Consider the following 13736-nt stretch of genomic DNA (forward strand, 5'->3'; position numbering starts at 1 on the left):
GCGTGACCGGCATGCGCATCGTCGTCATCGGAGCCACCGGCCACATCGGCACGTTCCTCGTCCCCCGTCTCGTCCGCGCCGGTCACGACGTCGTGACCGTCACCCGTGGCAGCAGCACCCCGTACGCCGACTCCCCCGAGTGGCAGCAGGTCGAACGGGTCACCGCCGACCGCGAGCAGGAGGACCGCGACGGCACGTTCGGCGACCGGATCGCCGCACTGCGTGCCGACGCCGTCGTCGACCTCGTCTGCTTCACGCCGTCGTCCGCCGAGGCCCTCGTCACGGCCCTCCGCGGCAGCGGCACCCACCTCGTGCACTGCGGGTCGATCTGGCGTGCCGGGGTCTCGCACGTGCTGCCCGTCACCGAGGAGAACGCGACCGAGCCGTTCGGCGACTACGGCGTGCAGAAGGACGCGATCGCCCGGATGCTCAAGCGTGAAACTGCCGACGGGGGTTTGGTGACGACCTCGTTGCACCCCGGTCACATCAGCGGACCGGGCTGGATGCCCATCGGTCCGCTCGGCAACCTCGACCCGACGGTGTGGACGAAGCTGTCCGCCGGCGAGCCCGTCGAGGTCCCCGGCCTCGGTGCCGAGACGATGGCGCACGTGCACGCCGACGACGTCGCGCAGGCCTTCCAGCTCGCGGTCGAGCACCGGGACGCCGCGGCCGGCGAGGACTTCTTCGTCACGGCTCCGACGGCGCTCACGGCACGCGGGTACGCGCACCTGGTCGCGTCGTGGTTCGGCCAGGAGGCGCGGCTCGAGCCCGTCTCGTGGGACCGGTTCCGCGAGACCACGGCTCCGGAGCACGCCGGTGCGAGCTGGGAGCACCTGTCGCGCAGCCAGGTGTTCAGCACCGAGAAGCCGCGGCGGCTGCTCGGCTACGAGCCCGCCTGGACGGCCGAGGCGACGGTCCTCGACGCGTTCCGCTGGCTCGTGGAGCACGGCGAGGTGGACGTCGCGCGCCCCCTCGTCGTCTGAGGTCAGGCGCGGGCGGTGACCACCAGCCCGCGGCGGCGGTGGACCGCCCAGACCGTCAGGGCGAACCCGACCAGGACCGCGCCGCCCACCGTGACCGCGGTCCACCCGCCGGCGTTCCAGAGCACCGAGGCGAGTGCCGAGCCGATCGCCCCGCCGATGAAGTTCGCGGTGACGAACGCGGTGTTGAGTCGGCTGCGCGCCGCCGGGTCGATCGCGAAGAGCCGGGTCTGGTTGAGGACGTTCGTCGCTTGCACACCGACGTCCAGCAGGACGACCGCGACGAGGACGACCACGATCGACCGCGCTCCGAGGCCCGCGACCACGAGCGAGACGAGCACGACGGCGATCGCCGCACCGGTCACCGGCACGGAGACCCCGCGGTCGTGCAGCCGACCGACCCGCTGCGCGGCGACCGCCCCGGCGAGCCCGGCCAGACCGACGAGCCCGATCGCGCTCGTGGAGTACCCGAACGGCTCGGCGCTGAGCAGGAACGTCAGCGCGGTCCAGAACATCGTGAAGACGGCGAACATCGCGGAGCTGATGACGAGGGTCACCCGCACGGCCCGGTGCGCGGCGACGGCACGGAACACCGAGGCGATGAGCGTGGGGTACCGCACCCGGTCGCGCCGGTCGAGCTCGGGGATCGCTCGCCGGAGCAGCACGGCGAACAGCAGGGCCGCGACGGCGGCGACCACGTAGATCGCGCGCCAACCGAACGCGTCCGCGACGAGCCCGCTGACCGTCCGCGACACGAGGATGCCGGTGAGGACCCCGGAGGCGATCGTGCCCACGACCCGCCCGCGGGACGAGGGATCGGCGAGGTCCCCGGCCAGCGGGATGAGCAGCTGCCCGGCGACGGTGGTGAGGCCGACGAGCGCGAGCGCCACCAGCAGCACGGCGAACGACGGGGCCACGGCGGCGAACAGCAGCGCGACCGCGGACGCGACGAGCACCCCGGGGATCAGGCGTCGTCGGTCGAGCACGTCGCCGAGCGGCACCACGAGCAGGATGCCCAGCGCGTACCCGACCTGGGTGAGCGTGACGAGCAGCCCGGCGACCGCGGCGGACGTCCCGAGCGAGGACGCGATGTCGTCGAGGAGCGGCTGCGCCCAGTAGAGGTTGCCGACGGCCGCGCCCCCGGCCACCGCGAACAGCAGCGTGCGCGCGGGCGTCATCCCCTTACCGGCGGTCACGGACGCCGCCGGAAGAGCTCCGCGAGGTGCCACGGCCCCGGTGCGAGTCGGACGGCCGCTTCGGCGCGGATGCGGTCCTCGCGCGCGCGGTCGCGCGTGAGTTCCTCGATCTCGCGCTCGGCACGCAGGCGGAACCGGACCCGCTCGAGGAACGTCAGCGGCTCCGCGGGGCGGGCGGTCCGGATCGAGTCGGTCTCGCTCATGCGTCCTCCGTCTCCGGGACGGCGGCGACCGTGGTCGCCGCGAGGTTGGCGAGGAGCTGCAGGCGCTCCTCGGACGGCGAGCCGGGCTCCGCGCCGTAGACGATGAGCGTCAGCCCGGTGTCCGTGACGAGCTCCATCGTCTCGTACGTCAGGTCGAGGTCGCCGACCTCGGGGTGGTGCACGTGCTTGATGCCGGACCGGTGCCGCATCACGTCGTGCGCGGCCCAGCGCTGGCGGAACTCCTCGCTGCGGGTGGAGAGCTCCCCGATGAGGTCCGTCAGCCCGCGGTCGTACGGGGACCGGGCCGCTTCGGCACGGAGCACGGCGACCATGTCCCCGGTCACGCTGTCCCAGTCGCGCCAGAACTCGCGACCACGGGGGTCGAGGAAGGCGAAGCGCGCGGTGTTCGGGCTACCGGACGGGTCGAGGAAGAGCGGTGCGTAGACCGCACGGGCGAGGGCGTTGCCGGCCAGGAAGTCCGACCGGCCGTTCCGCACCCATGCGGGAGCGGTCATCGAGTCGAGTACTCGCTGCACGTTCGGCCGGACCTTCGACGTCGGGGTCTTCCGACGCGTCGTCGCCGAGGCGTTCTGCGCACGGGCGAGGTCGAACAGGTGCGCGTGCTCGGCGTCGTCGAGCCGGAGCGCCCGGGACAACGATCCGAGGACGCTCTCGGACACCCCGGTGAGGTTCCCGCGCTCGAGGCGGATGTAGTAGTCGACGCTCATGCCCGCGATGAGGGCGAGTTCCTCGCGGCGAAGGCCCTTCACCCGTCGCGCGCCGCCGAAGTCGGGCAACCCGACCTGCTGCGGCGTGACGCGCTCGCGGCGGGTGCGGAGGAAGTCGCGGACTTCGTCTCTCGTGTCCATGTCCTCCACGGTAGGTCCGATCGACGGGTCGGAGCAGGGGCTGCTGGTACCCGTCAGGCCGGTCCGGGCGGTCGTAGCGTCGTGGACATGGACACACTCACCCTCAACAACGGACTCGTGATCCCCGCGATCGGGTTCGGCGTCTTCCAGAGCGCGCCGGCCGAGACGGTCGACGCCGTGCGCACCGCGCTCGAGACCGGGTACCGCCACATCGACACCGCCGCCGCGTACGGCAACGAGCGCGAGGTCGGCGAGGGCATCCGCGCCTCGGGTGTCGACCGTGACGAGATCGTCGTCGAGACGAAGATCTGGGTCTCCGACTACGGCCTCGACGAGACCCTGCACGCGTTCGACAAGGCGACCGGCAAGCTCGGCTTCGACCACGTCGACGTCCTGATCCTGCACCAGCCCGCACCCGACCGCTTCGAGCGGACCATCGCGGCGTACCGGGCGCTCGAGCGGCTGTACGCCGAGGGCCGTGTCGGCGCGATCGGCGTGAGCAACTTCATGCCGCACCACCTCCGGTCGCTCCTGGACGCCACGGACGTGATCCCGGCGCTCAACCAGGTCGAGCTGCACCCGTACTTCACGCAGCCGGACGTGCAGCGCGCCGACGCCGAGCACGGCATCCTCGACCAGGCGTGGTCGCCGATCGGTGGCATCACCTTCTACCCGGGCTGGGGCGACGAGCGGGTCAGCGTGCTCGACGACCCGACGATCCGGACCATCGGCGAGGCGCACGGCAAGACCCCGGCGCAGGTGATGCTCCGGTGGCACGTGCAGCAGGGCCGCAACGCCATCCCGAAGTCCACGAACCCCGGGCGCATCGCCGAGAACTTCGACGTGTTCGACTTCGTGCTCTCCGACGACGAGCTCGCAGCGCTCGACGCCCTCGACACCGGTCGTCGCGGCGGTCCGGACCCGGACGGGACCGACACGAGCCGCTTCGAACGGGTGATCCCGGAGGCCTGACGCGACCCGGTGGGGCCCGGAGGCGCGGTGCGGGCCGGCACCGTGCCTCCAGTCCCGCAGGCGGTCGCGACCACCGCGTCAGACGCGCTCGCGCGCACGCTCCACGATGCGCTCCGTCGCCGCCCACGAGGCGAGCAGCCGCAGCGCGTCCGCCGTCGGGCTCCCGGGCGTCGCCGGGTAGATCGTCAGCGCGAGCCCCGGGTCCTCGGTGAGCTCGAGCGTCTGGAAGTGCAGCTCGAGCGGACCGACCACCGCGTGCCGGAACGACTTCACCCCCGCGTAGTGCCGCCGGACGTCGTGCGCCGCCCAGAGCGCGCGGAAGTCGTCGCTCCGCATCGAGAGCTCACCGATCAGCGCCGCGAGCCCGGGGTCGTTCGGCGTCCGCCCGGCCTCGCGCCGGAGGATCGCGACGTTCGTGTGCGCCGCGCGCTGCCAGTCGAGGTAGAAGTTCCGTGCCTGCGGGTCGAGGAAGATGAACCGCGAGAAGTTGCAGGGCCGTGCGCTCGCCGCGACGAGGTCCGAGTGCATCGCCCAGCCGAGCGTGTTCGCGGCGACGATGTCCTGTCGGTTGTTGACGATCATCGCGGGGGCGTCGGCGATGGCGTCGAGCAGGTACTGGAGCTCCGGGCGCACCGCCGCCACCGGTGTGACCGCGGCGGCACGGCGGGGCGTGGCGTTCTGGTGGCGGGCGAGGTCGCGCAGGTGCTCGTGCTCGGCCGGGTCGAGGTGGAGCGCGCCCGCGATGGCGTCGAGCACGCTGTCCGAGACGCCCTGCAGGTTCCCGCGCTCGAGCCGGGTGTAGTAGTCGATGCTCACGCCGGCCAGCCGGGCGACCTCCTCGCGGCGCAGCCCGGTGACGCGGCGGCGGGTGCCGAACGTCTCGACGCCGGCCTGCTCCGGTGTGATGCGGGCGCGGCGACCGGAGAGGAAGTCGCGGGCTTCGTCGCGGTGGTCCATGCCGGTCACGGTACTTCGGCTGGGCGGGGGCGAGCGAGGTGCTGCCGGAACCCCCGTGCTGGTCGGGGTCCGTCGCTCGGGCTCAGCTCGTCGCGAGCGGCACCGACACGATCCGGTCGTCGCCGTCGGTCGGGTCGCCACGCCCGTCGGTGTTGTTCGTGACGAACCACAGGGCACCCTCGGGACCCTCGAGCACCGTGCGGATGCGGCCGAAGTCCTCCGCGAAGTACTCGGTCGACGTCGAGGGGGCGTCGGCCGGCACAGCCCTGACGACCTCGCCCTGGAGGTTCGCGATGAACACCGTGTCGTCGATCACCGCCAGGCCGCTCGGCGAGGCGTCGTCGGTGGCCCACTGCTGCACGGGGTCGACGAAGCCCTTGCTCGTGCCGCCGGTGCCCTCGACCTCGGGCCAGCCGTAGTCCCGGCCCTTCTCGATGACGTTGAGCTCGTCCCAGGTGTCCTGCCCGAACTCCGACGCGAACATCGTGCCGTCGGCCGTCCACCCCATGCCCTGCACGTTCCGGTGGCCGAGGCTCCATACCGGGGACCCGGGGAACGGGTTGCCGCCGGGGACCTGGCCGTCCGGGGTCAGCCGCAGGATCTTCCCCGCGAGCGAGTCCCGGTCCTGCGCGTCCGAACCGGTACCGGCGTCGCCGACGCTCGCGTAGAGCATGCCGTCCGGGCCGAACGCGATCCGCCCGCCGTTGTGGAAGCTGTTCGACGGCAGCCCGTCGATCACGGTCGTGGCGTCCCCGAGCGCGTAGGACCCGGCGCTCCCGGACAGGTCGTAGCGCTGGATGCGGTTGCCGTCGTCGCCCGTCGAGTACACGAACAGGTCGCCCTCGTGCAGCGCGAGTCCGAGCAGACCGCCCTCACCGCCGTGCCGGACGCCCGCGATCGTGCCGACCTCGCGCGTCTTCCCGGCGCCGGTCAGTTCGAGCACCGTCGCCGAGTCCCGCTCGCTGATCAGGGCGTCGCCGCCGTCACCGGTGCGGACCACCGACCACGGGGCGTCCAGTCCGGTGGCGATGTCGGTCGTCTCGCCCCCGGGCTCGAGCTGTCCGGCGGCGCTCGCCGCGGGGGTGGTGGCGCTCGAGGAGGGGCTGCTCGTGGCGGTCGCCCGACCCTCGAGCGTGCGGGCGTCGTCGTCGGTGCAGGCCGCGAGGACGAGGGCCGCGGCGGCGAACGCGCCGAGGGCGGACAGGGTGCGGCGGGTGCGAGCGGTGGTGTGCACGGTGGTCCTCCCGGGTCGTGGGTCGATTGCACACGCGGCGGTCGGGAATCCCCTGGGTGACGGGGGTTGCGGTGGAACCCCTGTCGGCAGGGACTCCCACCAGCGCACCGACCAGCCGTTCGATGGGACCGTGCCCGCCACCGTGACCCCGCCCGCTCCCCCGACCGCCCGCGCCGTGCCCACGGCCCTCGTCGCCGCCGTCGTGTTCCTCACCGCGGTCGCGCCGCTCGCGACCGACATGTACGTCACCGCGTTCCCGACCGTCGAGGCCGAGTTCCGCACGAGCGCCTCCGCCGTGCAGCTGACCCTCACGACGTTCTTCGCGGGCATGGGCCTCGGGCAGCTCGTCGGCGGACCGTTCTCCGACCAGCGCGGGCGCCGCCTGCCGCTGCTCGCCGGCACGCTGCTCGTCGTCGCAGCCTCGGTCGTGTGCGCGCTCGCCCCGTCGATCGGCGTTCTCACGGCGGCGCGCCTCGTGCAGGGGTTCGCGGGCGGGTGGGTGATGGTGATCGCCCGGTCGGTGGTCGTCGACCTCGCCCACGGCGCCCAGCTCGTCCGCGTCCTCAACGTCGTGATGGGCATCGGCGGGATCGCACCGGTGCTCGGGCCGCTGTTCGGCGCCGCGATCCTGGGGTTCGGTGACTGGCGGACCACGTTCTGGGTCCTCGCCGGCCTCGGGGTGCTCATGTGCGTGACCGCGGCCGTCGTCGTCCCCGAGTCCCTCCCACGGGACCGACGGCACGCCGGCGGCCTGCGCACGTTCCGGCTCGCGGCGCGGCAGGTCCTCGGCGATCGACGGTTCGTCGGCTACGTCGTCACCGCGTGTGCTGCGTTCGTCGGGGTGTTCGCGTACGTCGCGACCTCGCCGTTCGTGCTGCAGACCATGAACGGACTGTCGCCGACGGCGTACGCGATCGACTTCGCGGCGAACGCGGGAGCGATGACGATCGCGTCCCTCGTGGCCGCCCGACTCGCCGGCCGGGTGTCCACGAGACGCATCATCCTCGTCGGGCAGGCCTGCATGGGCGTCTCCGGCGCAGGCATGCTCATCGGCGCGATCTGGTTCGGGATGCCGCTGATCGTGGCCCTGATCGGCTTCTTCGTGCTCATGATCGGCAACGGGCTGGTCGTCACGAACGGTGGGGCCCTCGCATCGTCCGCCGTCCCCGCACACCCCGGGACGAGCTCAGCCGTGCTCGGTCTGGTTCAGTGGACGACGGCCGGCGTGACCGCTCCGATCGCGGGACTCGGCGGCTCGGACACCGCCGTCCCGATGGCCGTCCTCGTCCTCGGTGGCGCGCTCGTGTCGCTCTGGGGACTGCTCGTCCTCGCACGACCCCACACCACCGGAAGGACCACCTCATGACCACCATCGCCATCGTCGGAGCCGGCAAGGGCCTCGGCCTCGCCGTCGCCGAGCGCTTCGCCCGCGAGGGCTTCTCGATCGCCCTGCTCTCCCGCAACCAGGACCGCCTGGACTCCCTCGCCGCCGGCCTCCGGGAGCACGGGTACACCGCCGCCGGCTTCGCCGCGAACGTCCGCGACGGGGACTCCCTCCGCGGCGCCCTCGAGCGTGCGACCGAGCAGCTCGGGCCGATCGAGGTGCTGCAGTACAGCCCGCTGCCCGCCAAGGAGTACATGCGCCCGGTGCTCGAGACCACGGCGGAGGACCTGGTCGGCCCGATCGAGTTCTCGGTCTACGGCTCGGTCAACGCCGTCCGCCAGGTGCTGCCCGGCATGCGCGCGATCGGGCACGGCACCATCCTGTTCGTGAACGGCGGGAGCGCGGTGCGCCCGGGTGCTCGGGTCACCGGCACGTCCGTGGCGTTCGCGGGCGAGAGCGCCTACGCGCAGCTGCTGCACGACGCCGTCCGTGACGAGGACGTCCACGTCGGCCAGCTCATCATCCCGTTCGGCATCGACGACGGGCAGCCCGAGCACTCCGGTGCGTCGATCGCGGACCGCCTGTGGGCGATCCACACCGAGCGCGGTGCGTTCCGGACGTACGCCGAGCCGCTGCCCGAGTGACCCACTGACGGACGGGAGCGCGCCCCGCTCAGCGGCAACGCGAAGCGTTGTGCGGGGCGCGCCGACCGAGCCTGCGAGGGAGGAGGGCGGGCCCGCCCCTCCCGTCCGACCCTGGTCGCGTCTCGATCAGCGCGCGGCTCGCGTGATCGCCGTCGCCATCACGCGCGCGACGACGACGTTCGTCGCCGCGTCGCCGTGGATGCCGTCCGCCGACGCGCCCCGGACCCAGGCCCCGTCCGCCTGCCGGAACCCGGCGAACGGGTCGACGTACGACCAGCCGTGCTCCGCCGCGTCGCGCTCCAGCGCCCGGCTGAGGACGAGCTGTCCCGCGCGGCGGTCGGCGCCCCACTGGCTCCAGGTCCAGTTCGACGGCGGGCCGGAGACGACGAGGACGTGCCGCGCACCGACCTTCCGGACGACGGCGTCCACGTTCGCGATCGTCGTCGCGGTCGGGATCGCCTGGTTCACGTCGTTCGTGCCGAGCTCGACGACGAGGACGTCCGCGTCCGGCACGGGGCCGATCTCGTGGAGGACCTCGTCGGACCGGTAGCCGCTGTGCGCGTAGCCGCCGACGGCGTGGAACCGAGTGTCCGGCACGAGGTCGTGGAGCCAGGAGTCCGGCCGTGCCGTGATGGAGTCGCCCGCGTACGCGAAGGTGACCGCGCCGGACCGGTCGCCGGAGCCGAGCGCCCCGGTCACGGCGTCGTCCGGTGTGGCGGCACGGACAGCTGTTCCGCCGGCTGCGGCTCGGGTGTCCGCACGTTCGACCGGCGCGGCGGAGGCGCGACCCACGGACGGTGCGCGCTCGGCTGCGGCGGTGCTCGCCGACACGACGGCCGTGCCGACGACGAGGGATCCGCCGGCGACGAGGCAGGCGGCGGTGACGATGCTCGCGACGAGGGCGAGACGACGGGTGCGGGACACGACATCAGGTATCCCCCGGATCGGCCTGCCGTACCAGTCCCCAGACCTGGGGAACCGCGCCGCTGGCTGTGGGTCTTCGCGGCCGTTCCCAGCCGGCCGCCCTGGTCGGGTCCGGGACCCGCCGCGTCCGGTCACGGTGTGCGTCGCAGTGCCACGCGGTGGCGGCGGCCCGCGAAGACCCAGGTCCCCGCGGTGACGAGCAGCGGCAGCCCGAGCCCGAGGAGGGCGAGCACGGGCCAGTCCGCCACGAACGGCAGGTGCGTGGTGCCGGCTGGTCCCGCCGAGAAGCGGAGGGTGAGCGCCCGGATGGGCAGCAGCCCGAGCAGCGTGCCGATCACCGCACCGACGGTCGTCAGGATCGCGGCCTGCCACGCGGACACCCGGCGACGGAGCACGGGTGCCGCACCGACCGCGTCGAGGACCTCGTCGTCGCGTCGGCCGTCCGAGCGGGCCAGCCCGATGGCGACGGCGGTCGCGCCGATCGTCACCGCCGCGGCGAGGGCGAGGACGATCGCCTTGACGATGCCCTGCGCGTCGACCGGACCGGCCTCGTACTGGAAGTACGGGCCGCCCCACCGTTCGCGGTCCGCGCCGCCGAGGCTCTGCCACGCCGAGGTCAGCTCGTCGGACTGTGCCGGGGTCAGGTCCGCGGACTGCTCCGTGACGAGCATGCCGTCCACCGCCGGGACCCGGTACCGCTCGGCGGTCTCGCGGGTCATGAAGACGCCGACCTGGATGCGGGGGGTCTGCACGTCGAGCACCGCGGGGATCGTCGTCGTGGCGTCCGGACGGGTCTTGGCCGTGATCGCGGGGCTGTTCGACGTCTGGTCGCGGAACGCGTCGATCCGGACCTGGCCGTCGTGCGCGTACTCCGGCCACAGGGCGACGGCGCGGCCCGAGGTGAGCGCGTCGCGGACCTCGGCAGACGGACGGTGTCCGGTGAGGACGGCGTAGTCGTCCACCGTGCCGGTCCAGATCTTCGGCGCGGAGGTGTCCTGCGACTCCAGGTAGCGCGAGCACGACGTGGTGTCGTTCGCGCGGCAGTCCGTCCGCCCCCACGAGTGCAGGAGCGAGAGCGTCGACGGCTGGTCGCCGGCGACGTCGGGCGCGACGCCGAGCACACGCACCCGGTCGTGGTCGAGGACACCGGAGACGATCTTCGCCGCCTTCGCCGTGACGGAGGCGTCGTAGCCGCCGTCGCTGCCGTCCTCGTTCGAGAGCCAGACGTCGGCCGTCGCGACGCCCACGGCGGTGCGGTACTCGTAGTCGCGGACGAACTGCGCGTGCTCGGACGCACTCCACGTGATCGCCACCGAGGCCACGAACACGACGCTCATCACGCTCGCGAGCACCGGCACGGTCCGCACCGGGTTGCGCCGGGCGTCGCGGGCGGCGATGCGGGCGGAGAGCCCGAGCCGCGTCGCGGTCCTGGAGACGAGGGCGAGCAGCCACGGCGACGACATCGCGACCCCGAGCTGCATGAGGCACGGGCCGATCGCGACGCCGGCGCCGACGATCCAGGCGAGGTGGTCCTGCTGCACCGGGCGGTCGTTGAGCAGCAGCACGCCGGCACCGCACGCCAGGGTCATCACGGTGCCCGCGACGACGAGCACCGGTGCCCAGATCCGGCGGCGGCGCTCGGCGCGCGGGTTCACCGCCGCGGGCCGGAGCGAGCCGCGCAGTGCGGCGAGGACGTTCACCCGCGTGGCCGCACGGGCCGCGACGAGCGCCGACACGAGCCCGGCGAGGACGGCGGCGGCACCGATCGACAGGACCAGGCCGACCGGGACGTGCAGCCCGGGCCACGAGCCCACGTTGCCGTTGTCGGCCAGGTGGAACGCGAGCACGCCGACCCCGGTGCCGAGCGCGACCCCGAGGACGGCGCCGGTGAGCCCGAGCACCAGCCCGGAACCGGCGACGATCGACCGGACGAAGCGTCGGTCCCCGCCGACGCTCGTGACGATCGCGTACGAGCGGGTGTCCGCCCGGGTCCCGACGAGGAACGCGGCACCGGCGAGCAGGGCCACCTCGAACATCGCGAAGACGCCGAGCAGCGCCATCGCCCCGAGGAACCAGCCGATCGGGCTGCTGAGCCCGGCGCCGTGCAACCGCTCGTCGGGCGGGTCGAGCACGACGGGACGCGACTGCACCGTGATCCCGTGGGCGTTGAGCGCGCGGATCTCCGACCACGTCGGGGCGTCCGAGGCCAGGTACACGGTGACGTCGAACGGCGCCGCGGCCGTGCCGGTCGTCGGCTGTGTGGTGCCCCACGGCACGAAGACGCCCTGCGCGCCCGGGTCGGACGCGGCGTCGCGCATGGTGCCCGTGATCGTGAAGCGCTTCGTCACCGGGTCGGTCAGGTCGACCGTGTCGCCGATCGACGCGCCGAGTCGCTCGAGCGTCGCCGGGGTGACCATGAGCTCGTCACGGCTGGTCGGTGCGGCGCCGTCGAGCACGTGCCAGTGCCCGTCGAGGACCCGCGACCAGACCGCTCCCTCGACCGCCTGGATCCCGATCGGCCCCTTCGGCCCGGTCAGCACGATCTGCGCCGAGGTGACCGGGATCGACACGGCACCGGCGGGCACGTGGTCGAGGACGTCGGCGAACCGGGCCTCGCCGTCGGACTTCGCGACCGGGCTGTCCTTCGCGGACTCGGTGTACTGCCACTGCACGGGGTCCTGCCGCATGCCCGGGAGGTCCGGGCCGACGACCTGCATCTGCGCTGCCGCGTGCCCGAGGTCGTACCGCAGGCTCTCCGCCTGGGTCGGCTGCGTCGACTGCACGACGACCGACACCGCGGCGAACCCGGCGGTCGGGATGCCGATGAGGGCGACGATCAGCGCCGCCCGCCCGGCCTTCGCGAACGCCAGCCGGCGGCCCAGCCGGAGCGCCGGTCGCAGCGCGAAGGGCGTGCGGCGGTCACGCCCCGAGCGGGCTCCGGCGTCGGCACGTCGCCGACGCGCGTTCACGAGGCGGTCCGGTCCGTGAGCGCCATCTCGACGCCCGAGTACACGGTCTCGTCCACGACGCGGCCGTCGCGGAGGAACACGATCCGGTCCGCCCAGGCCGCGTGCCGGGCATCGTGGGTCACGAGCAGCGCGCCCGCCCCGGAGTCGACGTGCCGGCGCAGCATGCGGAGCACGACCTCGCCGGTCTGCGAGTCGAGGGCACCGGTCGGCTCGTCGGCGAGGACCAGCCGGCGCTCGCCGACGACCCCGCGCGCGATCGCGACCCGCTGCTGCTGGCCACCGGACAGGTCGTCCGGGAAGGCGTCGGCGCGGTGCCCGAGCTCGACGTTCTCGAGCGCGAGTTCGGCTGCGCGCCGGGCACGGCTCGCCTTCCAGCCGTCGAGCTCGAGCGGCAGCGCCACGTTCTCGACCGCGGTCAGCGAGGGGATGAGGTTGAAGTCCTGGAACACGAACCCGACGAGACGCCGACGCAGGGCGGCGAGGTCCTTGGCCGGCCGGTCGGACACGAAGTCGCCGTCGATGACGACCTCGCCGCTGGTCGGCGGCAGGAGCGTGCCCGCGCAGGCGAGCAGTGTCGACTTGCCCGAGCCCGAGGTCCCCATCACGGCGACCATCTCACCGCGGGCGATGCGCAGGTCGATGCCGGCGAGGGCGGTGACGGCCTTCGCGCCGGAGCCGTACTGCACGCTCACGGCGTCGAGCTCGAGGAGCGCGGCGACGGCGTTCACCGGGCGCTCCGCACGGTGGCGTCGGAAGACTCGGCAGCGGCCGTCGAGTCCGGTGTCGGGGACGGTCGGTAGCGCGCGACGCTCGACTCCACGTGGTCGAGCCAGCGGACGTCGGCCTCGGCCTGGAAGAGCATCGACTCGAGCACGAGCGACCAGGCCAGGTCGTCCGCCGGGTCCGAGGAGCGCTTCAGCCGGGTCAGGTCCTGCAGGTTCCGCACGGCGGCGGCGCGCTGGACCTGCACGAGGCGCGGCACGTCGACGCCGGGCACCGTCACCGCCAGGGCGAACTTGATCGCGAGCTCGTCACGACCGCGCTTCGGCGGGACCGGCTCGCTGAACCAGCGTGCGACCTCCTCGTGACCCGCGTCGGTCGCCGTGTAGACGACGTGTCCGTCGTCGTCGGCGTCACCGCGGGCCACGAGGCCGTCGCGTTCCAGGCGGTCGAGCGTCGTGTAGACCTGGCCGATGTTCAGCGGCCAGCTGCCCCCGGTCCGGTGCTCGAACTCCCCCCGGAGCTGGTACCCGTAGCCGGGCCCGGCCACCAGCAGTGCGAGTACGCCCATCCGTACGCTCATGACGTCTTCCCCCTCGTTCCGTCCGCCTTGGACATACCGAGTATGCACATACCGCGTATGCGAGCGCAACCCCGAGAAGTACTGGAGGCGCGGTGCCAGCT

13 protein-coding genes are annotated in these 13736 nt (G+C 73.3%); 4 read left to right on the forward strand and 9 right to left on the reverse strand.

Going from position 1 to position 13736, the window contains the following annotated elements:
• The first annotated feature begins 11 nt into the window (after positions 1 to 11).
• Entirely contained in the window at positions 12 to 983 is a 972-nt protein-coding gene (locus BIV01_RS06920; protein ID WP_071302366.1) for an NAD-dependent epimerase/dehydratase family protein, read from the forward strand.
• A 2-nt stretch (positions 984 to 985) separates the two neighbouring features.
• On the opposite strand, the gene BIV01_RS06925 is transcribed toward BIV01_RS06920, so the two are convergent.
• From BIV01_RS06925 to BIV01_RS06935, 3 genes are read right to left on the reverse strand one after another with little or no spacing between them, the layout of a single operon-like run.
• Complete coding sequence (locus tag BIV01_RS06925) at positions 986 to 2176, reverse strand: MFS transporter (protein WP_254791790.1); 1191 nt, start codon at positions 2174 to 2176, stop codon at positions 986 to 988.
• Complete coding sequence (locus tag BIV01_RS06930; protein ID WP_070417535.1) at positions 2173 to 2379, reverse strand: hypothetical protein; 207 nt, start codon at positions 2377 to 2379, stop codon at positions 2173 to 2175. The genes BIV01_RS06925 and BIV01_RS06930 overlap by 4 nt, the downstream gene beginning before the upstream one ends.
• Complete coding sequence (locus BIV01_RS06935) at positions 2376 to 3248, reverse strand: helix-turn-helix domain-containing protein (RefSeq protein ID WP_071302367.1); 873 nt, start codon at positions 3246 to 3248, stop codon at positions 2376 to 2378. Before BIV01_RS06935 ends, BIV01_RS06930 begins: the two co-directional genes overlap by 4 nt.
• 87 nt (positions 3249 to 3335) lie before the next feature.
• On the opposite strand from BIV01_RS06935, the gene BIV01_RS06940 reads away from it, so the two are divergent.
• On the forward strand, positions 3336 to 4220 hold the full coding sequence (locus tag BIV01_RS06940; RefSeq protein ID WP_071302332.1) for an aldo/keto reductase: 885 nt from the start codon (positions 3336 to 3338) through the stop codon (positions 4218 to 4220).
• 78 nt (positions 4221 to 4298) lie between these two features.
• Here BIV01_RS06940 and BIV01_RS06945 read toward each other — a convergent pair whose 3' ends face one another.
• Both BIV01_RS06945 and BIV01_RS06950 read right to left on the reverse strand, forming a co-directional pair.
• Complete coding sequence (locus tag BIV01_RS06945; protein WP_070417537.1) at positions 4299 to 5177, reverse strand: helix-turn-helix transcriptional regulator; 879 nt, start codon at positions 5175 to 5177, stop codon at positions 4299 to 4301.
• Positions 5178 to 5259: 82 nt separating this feature from the next.
• Positions 5260 to 6411 carry a PQQ-dependent sugar dehydrogenase gene (locus tag BIV01_RS06950; protein WP_071302333.1) on the reverse strand — a complete coding sequence of 384 codons (1152 nt, stop codon included), beginning with the start codon at positions 6409 to 6411 and terminating at the stop codon, positions 5260 to 5262.
• Between the two features lie 130 nt (positions 6412 to 6541).
• On the opposite strand from BIV01_RS06950, the gene BIV01_RS06955 reads away from it, so the two are divergent.
• Both BIV01_RS06955 and BIV01_RS06960 read left to right on the forward strand, forming a co-directional pair.
• On the forward strand, positions 6542 to 7777 hold the full coding sequence (locus BIV01_RS06955) for a multidrug effflux MFS transporter (protein WP_071302334.1): 1236 nt from the start codon (positions 6542 to 6544) through the stop codon (positions 7775 to 7777).
• Entirely contained in the window at positions 7774 to 8439 is a 666-nt protein-coding gene (locus BIV01_RS06960) for an SDR family NAD(P)-dependent oxidoreductase (protein WP_070417539.1), read from the forward strand. Before BIV01_RS06955 ends, BIV01_RS06960 begins: the two co-directional genes overlap by 4 nt.
• A 126-nt stretch (positions 8440 to 8565) precedes the next feature.
• Here BIV01_RS06960 and BIV01_RS06965 read toward each other — a convergent pair whose 3' ends face one another.
• The 4 genes from BIV01_RS06965 to BIV01_RS06980 form a co-directional block, all read right to left on the reverse strand.
• Entirely contained in the window at positions 8566 to 9363 is a 798-nt protein-coding gene (locus tag BIV01_RS06965) for an SGNH/GDSL hydrolase family protein (RefSeq protein ID WP_070417540.1), read from the reverse strand.
• 131 nt (positions 9364 to 9494) lie between these two features.
• Positions 9495 to 12332: an FtsX-like permease family protein gene (locus tag BIV01_RS06970; protein ID WP_071302335.1), complete on the reverse strand. Its 2838-nt coding sequence runs from the start codon at positions 12330 to 12332 to the stop codon at positions 9495 to 9497.
• A complete protein-coding gene (locus BIV01_RS06975) occupies positions 12329 to 13060 on the reverse strand; it encodes an ABC transporter ATP-binding protein (RefSeq protein ID WP_071302336.1) in 732 nt (243 codons plus the stop codon). Before BIV01_RS06975 ends, BIV01_RS06970 begins: the two co-directional genes overlap by 4 nt.
• A complete protein-coding gene (locus BIV01_RS06980) occupies positions 13057 to 13635 on the reverse strand; it encodes a PadR family transcriptional regulator (protein WP_070417543.1) in 579 nt (192 codons plus the stop codon). The genes BIV01_RS06975 and BIV01_RS06980 overlap by 4 nt, the downstream gene beginning before the upstream one ends.
• Between the last annotated feature and the right edge of the window lie 101 nt (positions 13636 to 13736).

The sequence above is a fragment of the Curtobacterium sp. MCBA15_013 genome (assembly GCF_001865095.1).
GTDB lineage: Bacteria > Actinomycetota > Actinomycetes > Actinomycetales > Microbacteriaceae > Curtobacterium.

Excerpts from the sequence above, each read along its gene's own strand:
- BIV01_RS06930 (WP_070417535.1), bottom strand. The coding sequence starts at position 2,379 with ATGAGCGAGACCGACTCGATCCGGACCGCCCGCCCCGCGGAGCCGCTG.
- BIV01_RS06980 (WP_070417543.1), bottom strand. The coding sequence starts at position 13,635 with ATGAGCGTACGGATGGGCGTACTCGCACTGCTGGTGGCCGGGCCCGGC.
- BIV01_RS06935 (WP_071302367.1), bottom strand. The coding sequence starts at position 3,248 with ATGGACACGAGAGACGAAGTCCGCGACTTCCTCCGCACCCGCCGCGAG.
- BIV01_RS06960 (WP_070417539.1), top strand. The coding sequence starts at position 7,774 with ATGACCACCATCGCCATCGTCGGAGCCGGCAAGGGCCTCGGCCTCGCC.
- BIV01_RS06940 (WP_071302332.1), top strand. The coding sequence starts at position 3,336 with ATGGACACACTCACCCTCAACAACGGACTCGTGATCCCCGCGATCGGG.
- BIV01_RS06920 (WP_071302366.1), top strand. The coding sequence starts at position 12 with ATGCGCATCGTCGTCATCGGAGCCACCGGCCACATCGGCACGTTCCTC.
- BIV01_RS06945 (WP_070417537.1), bottom strand. The coding sequence starts at position 5,177 with ATGGACCACCGCGACGAAGCCCGCGACTTCCTCTCCGGTCGCCGCGCC.